Origin of the sequence: Clostridium sp. YIM B02500 (genome assembly GCF_022324665.1) — a bacterium.
In the GTDB taxonomy this organism is placed as follows: domain Bacteria; phylum Bacillota; class Clostridia; order Clostridiales; family Clostridiaceae; genus Clostridium; species Clostridium beijerinckii.
The window spans coordinates 55013-74633 of sequence record NZ_JAKGTE010000022.1 but is presented as its reverse complement, the minus strand read 5'-3'; the positions used below and the strand labels follow the sequence as shown (position 1 = coordinate 74633).

Sequence of the window (19621 nt, the reverse complement as noted above, 5' to 3'; positions counted from 1 at the left end):
GTTAATAATGAATATAAAGATAGTTCCTGGCCTTAATAACTCTGGGCCAGAGCATTGGCAGAGTATTTGGGAGAAAAAATATGGATTTAAAAGAATAACCCAAGAGGAATGGGATTATCCTGTATATAAAGAATGGGAAAAAAATTTAATAGAAAATCTTTCAAGAGAAAATAGCTGTGATGTAGTATTAGTTGCACACAGCCTTGGCTGCTTGCTTACTGTAAAAGCCATGCCTAAGATACGAAAGTACTTGAAAGCAGTCTTCTTAGTGGCTCCACCAGATCCAAACAAGGAACAATTTCCAAATTTTTTAGATTCCTTTGAGCATTTGCCAGAAGATAACCTTCAGCTACCTGGAATGCTAATTTATAGTGAGAACGATCAATATTCCTCATCTCTGTTTTGTATAGAAAAAGGTAAACAGTGGGGGCTTGAAACAGTATCTGTTGGCAGAAAGGGTCATATAAACAGTGAATCAAACATAGATGATTGGAGTGAAGGATTTAATTTATTTCAGAAACTATTGGAAAGAATTCGATAAGATTTTTCACTTTCAATTGTACAGTGTTAATTTGAAGGGAGTTACGATTTTATGCATGATGTAGTGGCAAAAGGTATATTATCTAGTAGTAATGGAATGAATATTTATAGAGGATGTACTCATGGATGTATATATTGTGACGCCAGAAGTCATTGTTATGGAATGGATCATATTTTTGAAGATATTGAGGTTAAGGCTAATGTGCAGCCGCTATTAGAGGATGCACTTAAGAAAAAAAGAAAAAAGTGCATGATTGGAACCGGTGCAATGAGTGATCCATATATTCATCTAGAAGAAAATCTTCAAAATACAAGAAAATGTTTAGAGATAATTGATAAGTATGGATTTGGACTCGCAATACAAACTAAATCAAATAGAATATTAAGAGACTTAGACTTGCTAAGAAGTATAAACAAAAAAGCAAAGTGTGTTGTTCAGATGACATTAACAACTTATGATGAAGAATTATGCAAGATTATCGAACCTAATGTTTCTACAACAAAAGAACGATTCGAAGTTTTAAAAATAATGAGGGATAACAAAATTCCTACAGTAGTCTGGTTAAGTCCTATTTTACCTTATATAAATGATACAGAGAAAAATATAAGAGGAATTTTAGATTATTGTGTAGAAGCTAAAGTTAAAGGAATTATAGTATTTGGTATTGGATTAACATTAAGAAATGGAAATAGGGAATATTATTATAAGAATTTAGATAAGCATTTTAAAGGTTTAAAAGAAAAATATATAAGAGAATATGGGAATAGTTATGAAGTGTTAAGTAAGAATCATGAAAAATTAATGAAAATTATTAAAGACACCTGTCAGCAGAATAATGTTATTTTTGGAGTGAAAGAAGTTTTTAATTATATGAAAGCTTTTGAAGAGGAGAATAATGAAGTTCAAATAGGTTTTGATATATAGGAAATAATTTATATGATAAAAAGGTGCTATCTACTTTGTATATAACATTTATATACAAAGTAGAATAAAGAGCTCTTATTTTTATTGCAGCAAAATTATAACTGATTGAGCTTGCTTTCAGGCTCTTCACCATTTTCTACACGCTTTATATTGTTCACGAAGAAATCATATCTTTTTTTATGGAATTTGAGACCATCAGGCAAGCCTGCTGTATGAGGAGTAAGTATCACATTTCTTAGATTTCGGAGTTCACTTTCAATTGGAAGAGGTTCAGATTCAAATACATCAAGGCATGCTCCTGAAATGTCTCTATTTTTTAATGCATCTATCAAGTCTCTTTCATTGACAATTCCGCCGCGGGCTGTATTGACAAAAAGTGCAGTATTCTTCATTTTCTTGAATACATCTTTGTTGATTAGCTGTTTGGTTTGCTGATTTAAGGATACATGCACACTTACTATGTCTGATGAGCCTACAAGAGTATCGAAATCCGTCATTTTCACAAAATCGTCAGACTGTACAACGGGATTTCTAGCATAAACAAGAACATTCATATCAAAGACCCTGCAAAACTCAGCTACTTTTTTACCGACGGAGCCAAAGCCTATAATCCCGATGGTTTTGCCTTTTAATTCACTTCCTGTATACTGCAATTCATTTTCATCTATCTTATTCTTCATGAAAGAATCAAGAAACGGTATGTTTTTATAATAAGACAATATCAGTGCCATTACGTGCTCGGCAACTGCCTGTGCATTCACTCCTGCAGCATTGGCAGCCCAAATGCCGTACTGCGTGCAGGCATCTATATCTACATTATCAAATCCTGCACCCGTCTGTACCAACTTTAATTTTTTTGCTATAGAAAGCAAACTGCGGTCTACTTTAATATGTTCAGGTATGAGTACCTGACAATCTTCAATATGATGTAACATTTTTTTTCCGGGCTGGACAATTACAATGTCCCAGTCTTCTGGAAAATGCCTTATAATATTTGATTTTGAGGTCTCAGTAAAATATCCGACTATAAGAATTTTCATTTTTAAACCACCTTTCATGCTCTATATCTATTTCGAAGAAAATCCGTTTGATGTTAGCAATTACAAGCCAGGCATCTTCTACATCATATACTGCGAGCGAAATCTCAGAATTTTTCATATTTTGTTTGTTATTATAATATACATAGTCCTTCTTATTGTCAAAGTAAGTTAAGCTCTATTTAGCATTAATCTTCTATGAATATTGCGATTCTCACTGCACTGCTATCTAGATAACAATTGCAAAATATTTGAAGTTATATCTTTACTGAATTGATACTGTTCTTGTGATGCAACAGGATTAATAGCTGCTAAAGGTATTTCCCTTTCATAAAGGGAGCCGTGAGTTCGTATGTCTTTAGTATTTAAATAAATACCTTTAATTTCAGCAAATGCATAATCTTCAGAGGCAAAAATGACGTAGTCTCCTATACTATTTATTGGCAAATTATAAAGTTCAGCAGCTTCTTTTTTGTTCAAAATTTTGTCAACTGATACTTGAGCAGACACAAATTGGAGATACTTTTCCATTTCATCTGAATTTTTCATATATACATAAAGCGTTCCACCTTCCTGATACGCATGATTTTCAATATATCTATCTTTCATTGGAGGTACGCATACAACATGAAAACCTGCTTGTTCAGATAAATTTTGAAAATTTACAAGAGTAGTTTTTTTATTCATTCCATGGTCAGCAGTAATATAAATCTGGCGGGTTGGTTCTAATTTGTGTATTTTTTTGATGCAGTTATCAATATCGTTTATTTGCTTTTTAGCCTGTTCAGAGTTTGGTCCATAATGATGCATAATATAGTCATTAGTAGTGCAGTACACTATTTCAGGAGATTCTTTTTGTATGCACGTATGGGCTGCATCTAAAATCCATTTGCTACTTTCTACACTTTGTATTTTTGGCGGCATAGAAATGCCTAGCTGCTCTAAAAGGTTAAGGTCAGGCTTTTCAGCACTAATTCCTAAATCAACATCTTCTCCATATACTTCGAGAATCTTTCCTTTTACTGTCAATAAAGCAGTTTTACCACCAATACTTTTAATGTGCTGCAATATTGTAGTAGCTTTCATAAATCCTTTCTCTTGTATAAATCCAGACTTTCCTGTTATGTGATCATAAAAGAAATTTCCTACCATTTGTGTCTCATTTGGCCAAAGTCCTGACAGAATAGAAGCGTGATTAACGTTGGTTACAGTAGGAACTGCACCATAAATATTTTTCATGAACCCTCTTTGTTCACATAAACTATAAATATTTGGTGCATTTTCCAAAGTAAAATACTCTGGAGAGCACCCATCAATGACAACAATCAATATTTTTTGCATAATTTACATCCCCTTTAATCAATACACTTATTTGTTTTTAGGTTATCACCTCTATAATGCTTTGTAAAATATGAATAATATTATATAATGATTAGTAAATACTTAACTATATGAAATGGGGGATTTCAATTGACAATTCGTGATTTAGAAATATTTGTAGAAGTTTGTACTCAAATGAGCATGAGTAAAGCAGCTCAAAATTTATATATATCGCCATCATCCATCAGTCAGTCAATATCAGCGCTAGAGAATGAATATAATACAAAGTTATTTGAGCGATTATCTAAAAAACTATATTTGACTTCTAATGGAAAGGAATTGCTTTTCCATGCAAAACAATTATTATATGATTTAGAGCAAATGAACTTAAAAATGAGGAATCTTTCCTATCAAGGACTAGTACGAATTGGGGTTTGTACCACAATTGCTCATAAATTGATTTACCCAATATTAGAGAAATTCCAAAACCTTTATCCTTCTGTTAATATTCAAGTTGAAATTGGAAATAGCTCCTACATAGAACAAAAGATATTATCATATGATTTGGATATAGCCATTATTCAAATGGAATCTCCTTGCAGCGAGTTAACATATATTGATTTTTTAGATGATAAACTAATGCTTGTTTGCCACCCAGAAAATCCCCTTGCTGAACAAACAATTAGAATTAAGCAATTAAGTTCAGAACCAATAATATCCCGTGAACCTGGAAGTAGAACTCAAAAAATGCTTCAAGATATTTTTGATGAATCGCATATCATTCCTAATGTTACATGGATTTGTAAGAGTATTGATTCTATAAAAGAAGCTGTAATTCATAATAAAGGAATAGCACTTTTGTCTCAATACTTAATACAAGATGAATTAAAAAACAGAAGAATTGCAAAAATAAATTTAGAAGAATATAACTTTACAAGGAAGTTCTATATTTCTTACCATAAAAACAAGAACTTAACAGAATATATAAATAATTTTATAATGTTGTGTAGTACAATAAAGGAGGAGAATCCCCTAAAGGTACGATAGCACTCTGGTTATGTTACTAACTATATTCTATGATAAATGATATTGAATTATTAATAGCAGATTCATTAAAATTGGTAATAGGTATCAGCATGAACAGTTTAAATCAAAAATGAAATCCACTAAATTAGAAATTGATATGCTCCCTTTATAGAAACAGTTTTTTATTTTAACTGTCTGCTATAAGGGGAGCATATCAATTTAGTGGGTTATTTAACTGGTAAAATACATGTGAAATTTTAATTTAGATGTGTTGATCATATACCTAAGCTAATGCTTTTAAGTTTGAATAAGCTTTATATGCTTGTAAAATACCTCCGATAAACAAACCAACTGAAAAGCCAGATAATAATGAATACAAAATATTAAAGAAGAGTGTACTGTATAACAACGGATTAACAGCCATAGCAACATTTAATAGATATTTAGCAAAAAAATTAGTCATCATAATAGTTATTGGTAAATATGAGCCAGTTTTATATAGAGAGCCATCCTTTATATATATTTTTCTATATCGAGAATATAAATAATATGATATTAAAGTACCAAAACACATACAAATACTATAGAAGATCATAGAAATGCCTATATAGCTAAAGTTTGTTAGTAACTTTTCTAAGCCCCAAATAATAAAAATAGATGGCATAATGAACATTTTAGAAAGTGATAACTCACCATCTTTACTAGCTTTAAGCCCACGCTTTAAAAGATAAATAAATATAACCCAAACATAAAAAGGAGTTTGGTTAAATACCTCTGAAATAATATTAATAATCATCATAATAATATAGCCTTCTTTCTTAATTCATATCATGTTGTAAGAGTACAATATAAATTAAATAAGAACAATACGTATTTACGTAAGCGGTATATTTATATAACTAAGCGGTATTAAAACCAATATAAAAATAAACAGAAACCTACTGTTGGTTTTTATTTTTTCTATTTCTATCTAAAATCTCATTCATTTTCTTCACGTCTATTTTCTCATATTGATAATTAATAAGTCTTACGCATATGTAAATTAATATAACTTCAATAAACGTTGAGAGCATTAATGATAAGGACATATTCCAGTTAAAAAGATAATTTGATGCAACAATCATTAACCAAATTATAACTATATATAATAATGGGTTAAATATTGAATCCTTAGAAATAATATATTTATTGATAACTATCTTTATTAATGAGAATGATAATGATAAAGCTAATAATTCACAAAGCTTTTCATTATCTAAAGATTGTTTTGTAATAAGCTGAAATAATGTTATTACTGTAAAAACTACTGAGGTTAATTTTAATATTTCTTTTAAATATTTAAAGCTCATTTGCCATCCCTCATTCCCAATTTGTTTTTTAAATTTGCAACATATCTTCTTGAAATTATTACTTTTTCATTATTAGTTAAAAGGGCCTCTAGGTTCCCGCTTAACTTTGGATAAAAAGAGTGTATCTTATCAATATTTAGTAGCAAGGATTTAGAAATTCTAATAAAATTCATACTAGTTAATTGTTCCTCAAGAACATACAATTTCTCAGAAATTTCATAGGTCTGAGTTTTGGTATAGATGAATACTTTTCTATCTATTGATTCTATATAAAAAATTTCATCCACGTTTACTTTGTAATATTTTTCTTCTTTTCTTCCAAGTAAGTGTTTAATAACTTCATTTGATGATGTCAGTAATTCTATAGCTTCAGTAACCTTTTCTTGAACATTGTGTACGTTAAAAATAACTTCTTCCTCTAATTCAGAAGAGATAATGTTTATACTAACCTTCATTTTTACACTCCTACAAATTAAATACTGTTAATATATAAAATCATATAGCACAGTTTCATAAATAATCATTATTTTTATTTAAACATTCTTCTAAACAAAATATGATAATCATTTTCCATAAAGTACATACTTATTTATATATAAAATATCATATAGACTAAAATAAGTAAAATAAGAGAAGAACAACGGGGCTGATTAATGAAAAAGTGAAGGATTGATTTTAAACTTTGGAAAGAATAATCTGCTGAATTAAAATCAGCAGACTATTTTTTAAGGGGGTTAAGGTTCTATTGATTGTGGGAATCTAAAAACATTGTCATGGTCATAAATCTTTTTTATTATTCTAAGGGTTCCATAATTTTCACCATAGTATTCATAGCCATAATATTTAAGCCCAGCATAAGGGAAGTTTACATAAGAGCCATTTGTTATGGTTTCCACATATTTAAAAACTTGTGATACCCAGTTTTTAAATACATTGCCATCTTCATATTCTTCCCAATCTGCTGTTATTCCTATAATATAGCTGGCATCTCTATAGTAATAAGCTGAATAATCACTGGAGAAATCTTTTATCTTACCGCCTAAAGTATAAAGTCTTATAAAACAATCATCTCCAGGGCTACAATCTATATACTTAATTAAGTTTCTGATATTTGTTTTACTTAGATGACAATAAACAAACCTTCCAGTAGCTTTAAATCTATCAGGAGGCCCATAAAAAGAACCAATGGCTTTAACAGCATCTATAAAAGGTACATATTCTATTAAAGAGTTATCTAGTAAACCTGGGAGCAGCAAAAACTCTTTTAAAATCTTTTCAGCTTCAGACTTAGGTCCATAGAAAAATCCATTTAAATATATGCCTTTTTTACTTAAACCAGCAAAACAGCTAATCCTTTTATCAGCAGTTCTTAGCCAACATTGCCATAGGTTAATAAATTTTTCCCTGGAAATATTATTCCATTTAAGCTGTATAAGAGTAATATAATTTACCTTATGAAGTCTAAAAGTATAGCTAGTTACAACTCCAAAGTTTCCTCCACCTGCTCCTCGACAGGCCCAGAATAAATCACGGTTTATATGATTATTAGCAGTTATTAGATCACCTTTGGCATTAACAAATTGCAGCTCTATAAGGTTGTCCGATACCAAGCCAAAGTTTCTACAGGATAAACCTATTCCTCCACCTAATACCAAACCAGAAATTCCAACTGTAGGGCATGTTCCGCCATTAAAGGCATATCCTTTTTCAGCGGTTATTGAGTATATATTTCCAAGTCTTGCCCCAGCTTGAATTTTTACAGTATCATTTTTAGTATTAACTTCAATCTTGTCCATAGGAGTTGTATCTATTACTATTACGCCATTATCTGTTGAATAGCCTTCATAATTATGCTTCCCTGTACGAATGCGAAGTCCTACATGATGTTTCCTGCACCATTTAATAGCGTTGGATACATCTGTTGGTGTATAACAATAAACGATAGCTAATGGAAATTTATTAATAGATAGATTATATTCAAGTCTTAAAGTTGGATACTCTTTATCTGAGGGAGTTATTACCCTTCCTGTTAATCCATTTAATCTCATTTTCTTTCTCCTTTGTTAAAATGCATTTTTCTTTATTTTATGTTGCGAGTATCATAGAAGTGATATGTAGAAACTCAAAAAATACTAGTTATTATTATTATTTTGCATAAGAAGAATGTTAATGATAATTCTATGAATATAAGAATTTGTATATGATAATGAATAAGCTTAAGATTCTAAATAAAATATAAAATTGATAATGGGTAGAGGTGAAAAGAAACTATATTTTGAAAAAATTGTTTGGGAATTGAATTTTTACATTTTTTTATTGAGCATTTGGTTTAACAAAATTTTAGATGTAAGTTTATTACTGCAATATATATGTGCATAAATGATACAGAAATATTTAAGAATTAACTATAGTGTTTCTGAGCATGATATTATTTTCTATAATTGAAATTTTACTAGGAGGACTTAAAATGAGTAAAATAAACGTATTAGATGTATTTTTCAATTTTTCAGGACAAAGTGATGCTATACATCCAGTTATATTGGAAGATGAGAATGAAATGATATTAATTGACTGTGGATATCCAAATTTTTTGAGTTTAATGGAAGAAGCTGCATTAGCTGAAAAGATTAATATAAAAAATTTATCTAAAATAATTATTACACATCATGATTATGACCATATGGGAGCTTTAGCAGAATTTAAAAGAAAATATCCTAAAGTAAAAGTATTAGCATCAGAAGAAGATGCTCCATATATTGATGGAAGTAAAAAATCATTAAGATTAGAACAAGCTGAAAATATATATGATTCATTATCAGAAAATGAGAAAGTAGAAGCAGATCATTTTCTGATAATGATTCAATCTATAGAAAGTTGTAATGTTGATATAAAGTTAAAAGATAGGGATTATTTCGATTGTTGTGGAGGAATTGAAATCCTAGCTACACCTGGGCACATGCCTGGACATATATCCATTTATCATAAAGAAAGTAAATCATTAATAACAGGAGATGCCTTAGTTGTAGAAAACGGAGAACTTGTTATTGCAGTGCCTCAATATACCCTAGATATGAAAGAAGCCCAAAATTCTGTTAAAAAGTTTTTGGATTATGATATTGAAAGAATTATATGTTATCATGGTGGAATATTTGAGAATGAAATCAGGGATGCTCTTAAAAGAGTTTTTTAAGCTAGGTAATTTTTATTATTTTTCAATCCGAACATAAATCTTACTTTTTAAATGCGTACTTGTAAGTGAATTAAAGTAAAACTATAATTAATTATATTACGGATAGGTATTAATTCCCATGGATTAAAGGAATGGTTTTAGCCTATAAATTAAAGTATATCTGGAGGTAACATGGCAAGAAAATATAATTTATATCAAGTTGATTCATTTACAAAGGAAAAATTTACAGGAAATCCAGCAGGGGTGATATCAAATGCAGATGGATTAACTGATTATGAAATGCAGAAAATTGCTAGAGAGCTTAACAATTCTGAGACAGCATTTATTTTCTCTTCAAATAGTAGTGAGTATGATGTTCAAGTACGCTTTTTTGCACCTATAAGCGAGGTTCCTATTTGTGGACATGCCACTATTGCAGCTCATTATGTACGTGCTATCGAAAATGAACTGGAAACTTCAAGGATTTATCATAAGACAGGAGCAGGAATTTTACCTGTTGATATAATAAAAGAAAATAATGATTATAAAATTATTATGACGCAGGGAAAAATTGAATTTGACAAAATTATTGATGGTATAAATAAAGAAGAACTTTTAAAAGCACTTAAAATTAAAGAAAGTGATTTACTTGATGATTATAAAATTCAAATAGTGTCAACAGGTCATTCTAAAGTTATGATAGGTATTAAAAGTATTGAAACCTTAAATACATTGCAGCCAGATTATAGTGCACTTTCTAAGTTAAGCGAGGTCATTAAATGTAATGGATATTATATTTTTACTACCGATTCAAAAGAAAGTGATATTTTAATACATGGAAGAATGTTTGCACCTTTAATAGGTATCAATGAAGATCCTGTTACTGGTAATGCAAATGGTCCACTAGGTGCATATCTTGTTCATCACAATCTTGTTAAGCATAATAATTCCTTATTTAGATTTAAAGCTAAGCAAGGAGAGGCTATAAATAGGCCTGGTATAATCGAAGTTGAAGTAAAGATAGAAGACAATGAACCAATAGAGACCAAAGTTTCAGGAAACGCCGTTATAATATTTAAATCAGAATTATTATTAAATGATTAAAACTAATATAAAACACATGCAATAGTAGGTGAGCAGAATTAATTCTAACCAAAGGAACGAGGGCTTTGAATGAATAAAAATGTATATGATGATTTATGGATAGATATTTTGAAAAATAACGAGATTTTCCTTAGTGAAAAAAACATAACTTTATTAAAGAAGATTTTTAAGCCAAAGCTATTAAAAAAAGATACGTTCTTTTTACAGGAAGGTGAGAAGTCTACTGAAATAGGAGTTGTTGTTAAGGGAGTTTTTCGTTCTTATTATATTGATAAAGCAGGCAAAGATACAACAAAATATTTTTACAAAGAGGGTGGGGTACTATTCTCATATGTAGCACATCTATCTCAAAAAGAATCTATGTATTATATACAAGCATTAGAAAATAGCGAAATTATTGTAGCCAAAATTTCTGATTTCGAAAAAATAGTTGAGGAAAACTATGAACTACTTTTGTTTTACAAAAAGATGATTGATAGTGTTCTTATTATGAAAGAAGAGCATGCAATTAGTTTTAAAGTATTAGATAGCATTGAACGTTATAAGCAATTCCTTAATGCATATCCAGGATTAGAAAAGCGTATTAAACAATATCATATTGCTTCTTATTTAGGAATGACCCCTGTGTCACTTAGTAGATTAAGAAAAAATTTTAATATTAACAAATGATAATGCAGCTAACCTCCATGTGATTTATGATGTAGATAAATTTTATTAATGGTGGGTAATTTATATGAAAAACGAGACAGTTGTTTTAATTACAGGATGCTCAACGGGGATAGGACGAGAACTTTGCAGCATATTATCTGAGAGAGGATATATAGTTGTGGCAACAGCTAGAAATGTAGAAACTTTAAAAGATTTACCTGTATCATTAAAGCTATCACTAGATGTTACCCAAAAAGAATCTATTTCAGTTGCGATGGAGGAAGTGATAGCACGATTTAAGAAAATCCATATCCTTGTAAATAATGCAGGATACTCAACTAGAGGTGCTTTAGAAGAAATCGATGTAAGAAGTGCAAAAAACATGTTTGATGTAAATGTATTTGGGATAATTAATATGATTCAAGCAGTTGTTCCGGAAATGCGTAAGAAACAATTTGGTAAAATTATAAATATCGGTTCAATTTCGGGGAAATTTGTCCAACCTATTAATGGTGCATATTGTGCATCTAAATATGCAGTTGAGGCAATAAGTGATACATTGCGTTTAGAACTGCACAACTATAATATTCAAGCAACTGTAATAGAACCTGGGCCAATAAGAACAAATTTTTTTAAAACTATGGTTAATAATTCAAATAATCTTATGACTAATCAAGATTCTTATTATTCAACGTTTTATGAAGCAGATGCTAAATATCGAAATGATCAAAATTTAACTAATCCTAAAGAAGTGGTCAAAACTATTGTTAATATAATTTCGAAAAGGATGCTTAAACCTCGTTATAAGGTTGCTGTTCCGCTTGCATATAATATAGCTATACACTTTCCTGACTTTGTAAGAGAATACTTTATGAAAAACCGCTAGATTGATGAATAATTATATTATCTCTTTATTATGTAATACTTTGTGTTTGTGTTAAAATTTGCATAGTGATACAAATTAACATAAAGTTTAACTCGATGGATTAGGGTGGGGATATATGAATAATAATACTGGTAGGAATATAGGGATAATTATTTCTGTAGGATTTATTATACAATTGATTTTTAGATGGATGGGAGATGGTAATAAAGCAGTTATAGCTCAAGGGATAATACTTACAGTCTCATGTATTATGCTAGCGTTTTGTTTTATGACTGGTACAACTAAAAAAAGATTAGGAAATATATTAAGCATAATTGGAGCTATATTAATATCATTGGTAGGTATTGTTATTTCAGTTATTCATATAAGTTCAAGATATTATCCTGAATTTCATAAGGACCATAAAAAACTAATTATCAATATATTAATAGGAAGCCTTTATATTTTAGTAATATATTTCATGGTAGCAGCTGGTATTGTTTCAGATAGAAAGCGTAAATAAAATAATATTATTCCAGCAGGAATTACTGGTTGGATAATATAATGGATGGGGAAAAAATATTTTGCGCCTGACGATAATCAAGAAGGTTTAAAAGATTTTCTAAATAGAGTTCAGACTGCAGATATATTAATACCTTATAAGAGAATTGAAGGACATTATTGTAAAATTGATTAGCATTAATTTAGAGTGTTAAATAACCAATTTTTATAAATATGTATTTAAAAAAATATTAAAATATATTACAGAATTAGGTGAGAAGATATGGAATTAATAAATGGAAATTCTAATCAGATTGATAAAACAAGAGAAAGTATAAAAAAATTGATTGAAGATTATAAAATTGAACTTGAAGTTTTGAGTAGAATGATAAATGTGGATTATAACTGGCTAAAAGAGTATATGGATGGAAAAAGAAATTTGCATGAGTTTTATGCTAATGCAATGGACTCTATTAAAAACAATAAAGAATTTGTGTGGAATCCAAAGTGTCCCGAGCCTTCATTATTATCAAATAAGATTTATATTCTATCTGAAGGGATACGTAGTATAAATGAAGATGACAGAGTCAAAGGAATAATAGATGTATTGATAATTGACGTTGGAATTAGATACGATACTTTAGCTATGTATGCAGGTATCAGCTTAGAAGATGTTCAGAATTTCATGAAGGATACTAATTCTATTACATATGAAAATAAATATAAGCTAGCGGTAGCAAGCTTGTTTTTACACTTTTTGGTTAATGGTAACAAGTCAGGTTTAGGTTAATTTATTAATAAAATTATTGCTGCATTTATTACAAAATTTTAAAACAAAAAAGTATCCCCAATTAGGGGAATACTTGATCTATATGATAACTCATGAGAAAGAAAAAGTCTATATTTTTGTTATCTTATACTCTATAATTTTCGTTGTTGCAACAAAATTATAATTAGATAGGAGAATGAATATGACAAAGAAAAAGATAGCTAATATTCCATTTGGACCATTTATCAGTGTTTTAGCAGGAGCTACTGTTAATGGAAAACCTAATTATGCTACAATTGGAGCATATGGAGTTGTAAGTCAAAAAAATGTACTTTATATATCGTTGAAAAACTCACATTATACAACAACCGGAGTTTTAGAAAATGGATTTTTTACTGTAAATATTCCTAAATCAGATGATGTTGAAAAAACTGATTATTGTGGAACTGTTTCTGGAAGCAAAGTAGATAAATCAAATGTTTTTGAGTCTTTTTATGATGAAGTAGGAAATGCACCAATGATAAAGGAATGTTCAATAAATTATTTGTGTAAAGTGATACAAACCATTCCCATATTTGATTTTACAATGTTTCTTGGTGAGATTGTGGCAACATATGCAGAGGAAGATTGTTTGGAAAATGGAAGACCAAATACCCTAAAAGTTAAACCAACAATATTAATGGATACAGGTTATTTTGATTTAAATAATAGAGTTGGATCAATATTTAAATCATGTGAAGGTAATAGGTAATCATATTTATGTGAAATTTTAAAGTAACATGAAATAAAAAATAGCCAATATGAAAGTAATAAAAGTATAGCATTTTTGTATGTATGCTATTTAAGAAGTATGTATGAATTTAATAGTTATTTGAAATGCAAAAAAGAGTAATAAACATATTGGGAATATGAATATTACTCTTTGTTTTATATATTTGGGGAAATATATATGAAAAAAAGTTTTTATTAAGTTTATGATTTTATTATAGTTATTTATTATGTCAGAATAATGGCAAATGTGAATTATAAATTTATATTCCCCATACTATGTAAAACCTAATCAAAGACGTTATCTTAGACCACATGTCCTCATGTAAACACACAATTACCTATAAATGAGATTCTAGAAATAATACCGTATGGGAAAGTCAGTTTTAAATTAATTTTTATGAAAATATTACATTACCATCAGTAAAGATTATAATTGAAGAAGTGTATGTAAGTGGAGGTAAAACCTGGTGGGTAACTCGAGCATTTAATCTTAATAGAGCTTCCATAGTTTGGTCTGAATCAATAACCATAACTATAGCTTTACTAGTAGATTCGCCAAGTTTTATAGTAAGAGATGAATTGGCTGGTAAGCCTGAATCGCTCCAAGTGTAAATACCTTGTTTAAATGTTTTAGGTTCGGCAGATACACCTATAATATTAAAGCAAGTAGATAGGAAGAAAAAAATTAAAAATATAGGAATAAATTTTTTCATTAGTTTAACCACATTTAATGTTAAATTATTATATAATATATCATTTGTATTATGTGTATTTAGGGTTGAGATATTCAACATATAGGTTAAACAAAAAATACCACTTGTCGACGCATGTATGTATGTGATAATTAATTTAAAATTAAATAATACTAAAAAATTGAATAATATATTTTTAAAATGAACGCAAAAAAACAAGGAATATAGAAAGATTTATCGAATATATACCTATCATAGATTGAATTTACTGGAGGGTGTATATATGGAAAATAGACTTGAGGCATTTTTAGAGGTTATTCCTGAATTAAAGGAAATATTACAAGACGATATAGCAGTTGCTGTAGCAGATACTAAGAAATTTATATATTATCGTGATGGAAATTCCATTAACTTACCTATCAAAGTTGGACAAGAGTTAAATCCTGAGGAACCATTATATAAAAGTATAAAAGGAGGTAAGGTACTAAGTGTGATAGTGCCAAAAGAATTATTTGGAGTATCATTTAAGGGGATTTCTTACCCTATTAAGGATTCAAGTGGAAATATTATTGGTGGAGTTGCAATAGGGAAAAGCTTAAATAAACAGTTTAAAGTAGAAGAAGTAGCAGAGAACATTTTTAGTTCACTGCAACAGACAAGCGCAAGTATTGAGGAAGTGGCTACTGATTCTCAAAGACTTTCATCTTCAATGAATAGTATTGTAAATGCAACACAAAAAACAGAAGAAAAAATAAAAGAAACGGATACGATATTAAATCTTATTACTAGTGTTTCTTCTCAATCTAATCTTCTAGCTTTAAATGCGGCTATTGAGGCTGCAAGGGCAGGCGAGGCAGGAAGAGGTTTTTCAGTTGTTGCAGGTGAAATGAGAAAACTTTCACAGATGAGCAGTGAATCGTCAAAAAAAGTATCACAATTGCTTCTTGAAATGAGAAATTCTATTGATGAAGTTATTAAGGAGATTAGCAATACAAACATGATAGCAGAATCACAAGCAGCAGCTACTGAAGAGATAACGGCTACTTTAGAAGAGATTACCTCAAACTCTAAGGAACTGGTGGATATGTCAAAGGTAGTATGGTAAAGACGATTATGGCATTTACTTCAGATACATATAATTTTAGTAATTATCTTATTAGATTATTTAACAACCCTCATAAAATTTATTAGGAAAATTTAATAAGCTCATGGTATAAAATAAGCAGAAAATCGCATTATTTAATAAAATATGAATATGCGATTTTTTTCTGCGCAATTTGAAAAAGCATGTAGTTATGAATTACTTAAGTATATTATTCATGGTTGAAGAAAATTTTTGATTATTAATTATACAGATGTTTCTTTATGTTTATGAACTTCTTCTCCCCATTCGCCAAGATGTTGTAAAGCAACTATGAGCTTTTGACTAAGTTCTGATAATTCATATTCTACTCTTGGTGGAATTTCATTGTATTGATGACGAATAATCAGAGCATCTTCTTCAAGTTCTTTTAAGTTTTTTGAGAGCATAAGACTGGATATGCCATCAACTTTTCGCTGTAGTTCATTAAAGCGAAGAATTCCATTTTGAGATATAACCCAAATGATTAATAATTTCCATTTCCCATTTATAATTTTTAAAGCATATTCAATAGAACAGTTTTCCATGAAAGCAACCTCCATTACTTATATAAATATTAGTAGCTAAATATTTTTTGCGTACTTGTTGATTTATATGTTACTTAATATAATAAAGTCAGTCAATAGATGATTGATTGACTTAAGAGAATTTTATATTTAAAAGGAGAGATAAGATATGTCAAAGGTAGTTATTTTTAAAGGCAGTCCAAGAAAAAATGGATATACTGCAAAATTATTAGAACAAGTTGCAAAAGGAGCTAAGTCTAAAGGTGCTGAAGTTATTGAATTTGATTTAAATGATTCTGGAATTCGTGGATGTCAAGGATGTATGTATTGCCGTACCCATGACGGTTGTGCAGTTAATGATTATTTGCAGCCAATGTATGAGGCTATTAAGGAAGCAGATGCTATCGTTTTTGGTTCTCCAATATATTATTATACAATTACAGGACAATCAAAAGTTTGGTTTGATCGTACATTCCCAATGATTGGAAATGATTATAAGGCAAAATATCCAGGTAAAAAGTTAATAACAATATTTACTCAAGGGAATCCTGATCCTAAGATAGGTGCGGAAGGCGTTAAATTTGCCAATAATATGTTAGAAGAATTAGGCTGGAAGTTAGAGGATAGCATTCATTACTGCGGAACTAGCCATAATCCTGATTTAGCAGTATTTGATGAGTTATCTTTAAGAGCACTTAAGGATGGAGAAAACTTAGCTTAATAAATTTATAATACAATACCACTTAGATAGTAGGAAGAATAATACTGTATTTGAAAAGTTGAAACTTAAAGATATACATCATGTAATGTTAACTTGACATGAAATTTAAAGTGGAATATACTTTTATGTAAGGTAGACATGACAGGAGTGGTTATTAATGAAAAATAAACTAAAAGAATTTCGTGAAGCTGTTGGATTAACTCAGGAACAATTGGGCGCTCTTGTAGGAGTATCAAGGCAGGCAATAAACTCTATTGAAACAGAAAAATATGAGCCATCTATATGGCTAGCTTATGATATTTCTCAAATATTTCATTGTGCAATAGAGGAAGTGTTTCTTTTTGAACAAAGTGAAAGAAAATCAAGGGCACAATTAAGTAGAGGTGTAGTTTAAATGGCATTAAGGAAAATTAGATTATTTGGTGATGAAGTTTTAAGAAAGAAAAGTAAAGAAGTTGAAGTGGTAGACGAAAAGATCAGGCAAATTCTAGATGATATGGCGGAAACCATGTATAATACAGAAAATGGAGGGGGCTTAGCGGCGCCGCAGATAGGAATACTTAAAAGGTTAGTTGTAATAGACATGGGACAAGGTCTGATAAAATTAGTCAATCCAAAGATTATCAAACAAGAAGGAAGTCAAGAAGTTATAGAAGGATGTTTAAGTAATCCACATGTATTTGGAAGATTATTAAGACCAGAAAAAGTTGCAGTTCAAGCATTAGATGAAAATGGTAAAGAAATAATACTAACGGGTACAAGAGATTTAGCAAAATGTTTTTGTCATGAAATTGACCATTTAGAAGGTATTCTTTTTACCGATTTTGTTACTGAATATTTAAAATAGTATATTGAACTTTTTGTTACTGTATTATTTAATATATCATGCATTGTTAAATAAAAATGAAAATGTTAATTAATAATTTAATGCAATATTTATATAATCAAAAAATCATTAGGCAATGTCTAGTGATTTTTTGATGTCTAAATATAAGGAAAATCATTGATTTAGTAATATGAAGCAAAAGTGATGAAATTCAACTAAAGAATTAATAATATTCTTGTATTTATATATGTTACAAAAATAATTTTTATCATAATTATAAAAATATTGCAATAATTTTGGATGCGATTCTAAATTGTGGAATATACAATGTTAATCATAATATAAATTAATATATTTTGCATTTACAGGAAAATATATAAAAAATGGTTGTATTTTACTTTTGATAGTAGTAGTATCTAATTATAGTTCGTATATGGAACTATACTGAAATAGAACTATTATTATGGGAGTGATTTATGTGGAAGGTAATAATAAAAACATATTTAAGGAAAATTCGAAAATAAATTTTAATAGGACAGCTGAAGTTTACGATGAAAGCAGTGATGGAAAGTTTGTAGCCCCAATGTATGAGGAGATTGTTAGTAAGGTAATAAGCGCAAATCCTAAAAAAATATTAGATGTTGGATGTGGGACAGGTAATGTATTAATAAAACTTAGCACCAACTATAAGTTCGGTTTATATGGAGTAGATATCTCAGAAAATATGATTAAAATAGCTAAGAAAAATCTTGGAGACAAAGCTGAATTGAAAGTTGGTGATTCAGAGTATATTCCTTGGGAAGATAATTCTTTTGATGTAATTGTATGTAATGCATCCTTTCATCATTATCCAAGCCCAGAAAAAGTATTATTAGAGATGAAAAGAGTATTAAAGAACAGTGGTTTATTAATTATAGGGGATCCAACGGCACCAGTAATTTGTAGACAATTTATAAATTTATATTGCAAAATATCTAATAATGGTGATTATAAAATATATTCTGAGAAAGAAATTAAGGCACTTTTAGTAAAATGCGGATTTGAGGCATTTGATTTTAAAAAGATTAATTATAAGAGTTTTGCAATTAGCGCTAAGATAAGAAAATAATCATTAATAGATTGGAGTGACAATATGGATAAAGATTGTAAAAAGCAAATAGATGAATTTAATATATTATGGCATCGTATGTTATTTGAATCAAGCTATAAAGATATTGAAGCTAAATATACTAGAATAAAAGGACTTAGTGATAATGAAATATCCATAATTAGAATTATTTCCGAGAAAGAAGAAGTTATTATTAGAGATATTTTAGAAATATTGAATATTCCTAAAAGTACATTGACTAATATGATCGATAGATTAGAAAAGCGTAATCTTATAAGGAGATCTATTAGTAAAAGAGATAGAAGATCTTATAAATTAGAGCTTACGGAAGAAGGGAAAAAAGCACAAGAGGAGCATATAAAATTTGAAGAAGAAATTTATGGAAAAGTAATGATTTCTTTAGATACTTATGAAGAAAGAGAAAATTTATTAAATATTATGAGAAAGATTGTTTATAATATTTCTAGTAGATAATGAAGTTAATTTTTGAGGTCAAATGGTTATTTACTTTTTGTGAATCCATTTACCATGTCACAATTATAGCCTAAAAACAATATTATAAAAAAGAGTATGATTTAAAGAATATTTTCTTATTTGAGATAA

At 29.1% G+C, this 19621-nt stretch carries 25 protein-coding genes; 17 read left to right on the top strand and 8 right to left on the bottom strand.

The genetic code is table 11. The features are described 5' to 3' along the window. Window positions 1–7: 7 nt before the first annotated feature. Together L1S46_RS17515 and L1S46_RS17510 are read left to right on the top strand one after the other, a co-directional pair. Window positions 8–541 carry an alpha/beta hydrolase gene (locus tag L1S46_RS17515; RefSeq protein WP_238861645.1) on the top strand — a complete coding sequence of 178 codons (534 nt, stop codon included), beginning with the start codon at window positions 8–10 and terminating at the stop codon, window positions 539–541. A 51-nt stretch (window positions 542–592) separates the two neighbouring features. Continuing rightward, the gene (locus tag L1S46_RS17510) at window positions 593–1465 is read left to right on the top strand and encodes a radical SAM protein (protein ID WP_238900564.1); all 873 of its coding nucleotides are present in this window, start codon (window positions 593–595) and stop codon (window positions 1463–1465) included. A 95-nt stretch (window positions 1466–1560) separates the two neighbouring features. Here L1S46_RS17510 and L1S46_RS17505 read toward each other — a convergent pair whose 3' ends face one another. Continuing rightward, on the bottom strand, window positions 1561–2505 hold the full coding sequence (locus L1S46_RS17505) for an NAD(P)-dependent oxidoreductase (protein ID WP_238861649.1): 945 nt from the start codon (window positions 2503–2505) through the stop codon (window positions 1561–1563). Window positions 2506–2727: 222 nt separating this feature from the next. Further along, the gene (locus L1S46_RS17500) at window positions 2728–3843 is read right to left on the bottom strand and encodes an alkaline phosphatase family protein (RefSeq protein WP_238900563.1); all 1116 of its coding nucleotides are present in this window, start codon (window positions 3841–3843) and stop codon (window positions 2728–2730) included. 129 nt (window positions 3844–3972) lie between these two features. On the opposite strand from L1S46_RS17500, the gene L1S46_RS17495 reads away from it, so the two are divergent. Next, a complete protein-coding gene (locus tag L1S46_RS17495; protein WP_238900562.1) occupies window positions 3973–4869 on the top strand; it encodes a LysR substrate-binding domain-containing protein in 897 nt (298 codons plus the stop codon). A 262-nt stretch (window positions 4870–5131) separates the two neighbouring features. On the opposite strand, the gene L1S46_RS17490 is transcribed toward L1S46_RS17495, so the two are convergent. The 4 genes from L1S46_RS17490 to L1S46_RS17475 all read right to left on the bottom strand — a co-directional run bounded on the left by L1S46_RS17490 (window position 5132) and on the right by L1S46_RS17475 (window position 8245). Further along, window positions 5132–5647, bottom strand: a complete 516-nt coding sequence (locus L1S46_RS17490) for a DUF1453 domain-containing protein (RefSeq protein ID WP_077854818.1) — start codon at window positions 5645–5647, stop codon at window positions 5132–5134. A 139-nt stretch (window positions 5648–5786) separates the two neighbouring features. Continuing rightward, window positions 5787–6197 (bottom strand): hypothetical protein, encoded by a 411-nt coding sequence (locus tag L1S46_RS17485; protein ID WP_238900561.1) that lies wholly within the window; start codon window positions 6195–6197, stop codon window positions 5787–5789. Continuing rightward, window positions 6194–6652: a LytTR family DNA-binding domain-containing protein gene (locus L1S46_RS17480; RefSeq protein WP_238900560.1), complete on the bottom strand. Its 459-nt coding sequence runs from the start codon at window positions 6650–6652 to the stop codon at window positions 6194–6196. The genes L1S46_RS17485 and L1S46_RS17480 overlap by 4 nt, the downstream gene beginning before the upstream one ends. A gap of 279 nt (window positions 6653–6931) precedes the next feature. Continuing rightward, window positions 6932–8245: an FAD-dependent oxidoreductase gene (locus tag L1S46_RS17475; protein ID WP_238900559.1), complete on the bottom strand. Its 1314-nt coding sequence runs from the start codon at window positions 8243–8245 to the stop codon at window positions 6932–6934. Window positions 8246–8664: 419 nt separating this feature from the next. Between L1S46_RS17475 and L1S46_RS17470 the strand changes: the two genes are divergently transcribed. The 8 genes from L1S46_RS17470 (at window position 8665) to L1S46_RS17440 (ending at window position 14004) form a co-directional block, all read left to right on the top strand. Continuing rightward, the gene (locus tag L1S46_RS17470) at window positions 8665–9387 is read left to right on the top strand and encodes an MBL fold metallo-hydrolase (RefSeq protein WP_238900558.1); all 723 of its coding nucleotides are present in this window, start codon (window positions 8665–8667) and stop codon (window positions 9385–9387) included. Between the two features lie 171 nt (window positions 9388–9558). After that, the gene (locus L1S46_RS17465; protein WP_238900557.1) at window positions 9559–10470 is read left to right on the top strand and encodes a PhzF family isomerase; all 912 of its coding nucleotides are present in this window, start codon (window positions 9559–9561) and stop codon (window positions 10468–10470) included. 69 nt (window positions 10471–10539) lie between these two features. Next, entirely contained in the window at window positions 10540–11139 is a 600-nt protein-coding gene (locus L1S46_RS17460) for a Crp/Fnr family transcriptional regulator (protein ID WP_238900556.1), read from the top strand. A gap of 64 nt (window positions 11140–11203) precedes the next feature. Continuing rightward, on the top strand, window positions 11204–12004 hold the full coding sequence (locus L1S46_RS17455) for an SDR family oxidoreductase (RefSeq protein WP_238900555.1): 801 nt from the start codon (window positions 11204–11206) through the stop codon (window positions 12002–12004). 115 nt (window positions 12005–12119) lie between these two features. Beyond that, entirely contained in the window at window positions 12120–12506 is a 387-nt protein-coding gene (locus L1S46_RS17450) for a hypothetical protein (protein ID WP_238900554.1), read from the top strand. A 45-nt stretch (window positions 12507–12551) separates the two neighbouring features. After that, window positions 12552–12680 carry a hypothetical protein gene (locus L1S46_RS26380; RefSeq protein WP_275299020.1) on the top strand — a complete coding sequence of 43 codons (129 nt, stop codon included), beginning with the start codon at window positions 12552–12554 and terminating at the stop codon, window positions 12678–12680. 87 nt (window positions 12681–12767) lie between these two features. Then, complete coding sequence (locus L1S46_RS17445) at window positions 12768–13274, top strand: HTH domain-containing protein (protein WP_238900553.1); 507 nt, start codon at window positions 12768–12770, stop codon at window positions 13272–13274. A gap of 181 nt (window positions 13275–13455) precedes the next feature. Continuing rightward, window positions 13456–14004 (top strand): flavin reductase family protein, encoded by a 549-nt coding sequence (locus tag L1S46_RS17440; RefSeq protein ID WP_238900552.1) that lies wholly within the window; start codon window positions 13456–13458, stop codon window positions 14002–14004. A 415-nt stretch (window positions 14005–14419) separates the two neighbouring features. On the opposite strand, the gene L1S46_RS17435 is transcribed toward L1S46_RS17440, so the two are convergent. After that, the gene (locus L1S46_RS17435; RefSeq protein ID WP_238900551.1) at window positions 14420–14818 is read right to left on the bottom strand and encodes a hypothetical protein; all 399 of its coding nucleotides are present in this window, start codon (window positions 14816–14818) and stop codon (window positions 14420–14422) included. Window positions 14819–14999: 181 nt separating this feature from the next. On the opposite strand from L1S46_RS17435, the gene L1S46_RS17430 reads away from it, so the two are divergent. Then, window positions 15000–15821 carry a methyl-accepting chemotaxis protein gene (locus L1S46_RS17430; protein WP_077829840.1) on the top strand — a complete coding sequence of 274 codons (822 nt, stop codon included), beginning with the start codon at window positions 15000–15002 and terminating at the stop codon, window positions 15819–15821. Between the two features lie 242 nt (window positions 15822–16063). Here L1S46_RS17430 and L1S46_RS17425 read toward each other — a convergent pair whose 3' ends face one another. Beyond that, a complete protein-coding gene (locus tag L1S46_RS17425; RefSeq protein WP_238861670.1) occupies window positions 16064–16384 on the bottom strand; it encodes a helix-turn-helix domain-containing protein in 321 nt (106 codons plus the stop codon). A 148-nt stretch (window positions 16385–16532) separates the two neighbouring features. On the opposite strand from L1S46_RS17425, the gene L1S46_RS17420 reads away from it, so the two are divergent. The 5 genes from L1S46_RS17420 to L1S46_RS17400 all read left to right on the top strand — a co-directional run bounded on the left by L1S46_RS17420 (window position 16533) and on the right by L1S46_RS17400 (window position 19492). Next, a complete protein-coding gene (locus L1S46_RS17420; protein WP_238900550.1) occupies window positions 16533–17084 on the top strand; it encodes a flavodoxin family protein in 552 nt (183 codons plus the stop codon). A gap of 157 nt (window positions 17085–17241) precedes the next feature. After that, entirely contained in the window at window positions 17242–17478 is a 237-nt protein-coding gene (locus L1S46_RS17415; protein ID WP_012059657.1) for a helix-turn-helix transcriptional regulator, read from the top strand. Then, on the top strand, window positions 17479–17931 hold the full coding sequence (gene def, locus L1S46_RS17410) for a peptide deformylase (RefSeq protein ID WP_238900549.1): 453 nt from the start codon (window positions 17479–17481) through the stop codon (window positions 17929–17931). It abuts the gene before it with no gap. 457 nt (window positions 17932–18388) lie between these two features. Further along, entirely contained in the window at window positions 18389–19018 is a 630-nt protein-coding gene (locus tag L1S46_RS17405) for a class I SAM-dependent methyltransferase (RefSeq protein ID WP_238900548.1), read from the top strand. A 24-nt stretch (window positions 19019–19042) separates the two neighbouring features. Next, window positions 19043–19492 carry a MarR family transcriptional regulator gene (locus tag L1S46_RS17400; RefSeq protein ID WP_238900547.1) on the top strand — a complete coding sequence of 150 codons (450 nt, stop codon included), beginning with the start codon at window positions 19043–19045 and terminating at the stop codon, window positions 19490–19492. Window positions 19493–19621: the final 129 nt, after the last annotated feature.

What these genes read in the sequence shown, in the direction of transcription:
- L1S46_RS17470 (WP_238900558.1), top strand. Translation starts at nt 8,665, where the DNA reads ATGAGTAAAATAAACGTATTAGATGTATTTTTCAATTTTTCAGGACAA.
- L1S46_RS17445 (WP_238900553.1), top strand. Translation starts at nt 12,768, where the DNA reads ATGGAATTAATAAATGGAAATTCTAATCAGATTGATAAAACAAGAGAA.
- L1S46_RS17420 (WP_238900550.1), top strand. Translation starts at nt 16,533, where the DNA reads ATGTCAAAGGTAGTTATTTTTAAAGGCAGTCCAAGAAAAAATGGATAT.
- L1S46_RS17500 (WP_238900563.1), bottom strand. Translation starts at nt 3,843, where the DNA reads ATGCAAAAAATATTGATTGTTGTCATTGATGGGTGCTCTCCAGAGTAT.
- def (WP_238900549.1), top strand. Translation starts at nt 17,479, where the DNA reads ATGGCATTAAGGAAAATTAGATTATTTGGTGATGAAGTTTTAAGAAAG.
- L1S46_RS17460 (WP_238900556.1), top strand. Translation starts at nt 10,540, where the DNA reads ATGAATAAAAATGTATATGATGATTTATGGATAGATATTTTGAAAAAT.
- L1S46_RS17480 (WP_238900560.1), bottom strand. Translation starts at nt 6,652, where the DNA reads ATGAAGGTTAGTATAAACATTATCTCTTCTGAATTAGAGGAAGAAGTT.
- L1S46_RS17415 (WP_012059657.1), top strand. Translation starts at nt 17,242, where the DNA reads ATGAAAAATAAACTAAAAGAATTTCGTGAAGCTGTTGGATTAACTCAG.
- L1S46_RS17505 (WP_238861649.1), bottom strand. Translation starts at nt 2,505, where the DNA reads ATGAAAATTCTTATAGTCGGATATTTTACTGAGACCTCAAAATCAAAT.
- L1S46_RS17400 (WP_238900547.1), top strand. Translation starts at nt 19,043, where the DNA reads ATGGATAAAGATTGTAAAAAGCAAATAGATGAATTTAATATATTATGG.
- L1S46_RS17510 (WP_238900564.1), top strand. Translation starts at nt 593, where the DNA reads ATGCATGATGTAGTGGCAAAAGGTATATTATCTAGTAGTAATGGAATG.
- L1S46_RS17425 (WP_238861670.1), bottom strand. Translation starts at nt 16,384, where the DNA reads ATGGAAAACTGTTCTATTGAATATGCTTTAAAAATTATAAATGGGAAA.
- L1S46_RS17490 (WP_077854818.1), bottom strand. Translation starts at nt 5,647, where the DNA reads ATGATGATTATTAATATTATTTCAGAGGTATTTAACCAAACTCCTTTT.
- L1S46_RS17450 (WP_238900554.1), top strand. Translation starts at nt 12,120, where the DNA reads ATGAATAATAATACTGGTAGGAATATAGGGATAATTATTTCTGTAGGA.
- L1S46_RS17475 (WP_238900559.1), bottom strand. Translation starts at nt 8,245, where the DNA reads ATGAGATTAAATGGATTAACAGGAAGGGTAATAACTCCCTCAGATAAA.
- L1S46_RS17485 (WP_238900561.1), bottom strand. Translation starts at nt 6,197, where the DNA reads ATGAGCTTTAAATATTTAAAAGAAATATTAAAATTAACCTCAGTAGTT.
- L1S46_RS17515 (WP_238861645.1), top strand. Translation starts at nt 8, where the DNA reads ATGAATATAAAGATAGTTCCTGGCCTTAATAACTCTGGGCCAGAGCAT.
- L1S46_RS17465 (WP_238900557.1), top strand. Translation starts at nt 9,559, where the DNA reads ATGGCAAGAAAATATAATTTATATCAAGTTGATTCATTTACAAAGGAA.
- L1S46_RS17435 (WP_238900551.1), bottom strand. Translation starts at nt 14,818, where the DNA reads ATGTTGAATATCTCAACCCTAAATACACATAATACAAATGATATATTA.
- L1S46_RS17455 (WP_238900555.1), top strand. Translation starts at nt 11,204, where the DNA reads ATGAAAAACGAGACAGTTGTTTTAATTACAGGATGCTCAACGGGGATA.
- L1S46_RS17430 (WP_077829840.1), top strand. Translation starts at nt 15,000, where the DNA reads ATGGAAAATAGACTTGAGGCATTTTTAGAGGTTATTCCTGAATTAAAG.
- L1S46_RS17440 (WP_238900552.1), top strand. Translation starts at nt 13,456, where the DNA reads ATGACAAAGAAAAAGATAGCTAATATTCCATTTGGACCATTTATCAGT.
- L1S46_RS26380 (WP_275299020.1), top strand. Translation starts at nt 12,552, where the DNA reads ATGGGGAAAAAATATTTTGCGCCTGACGATAATCAAGAAGGTTTAAAA.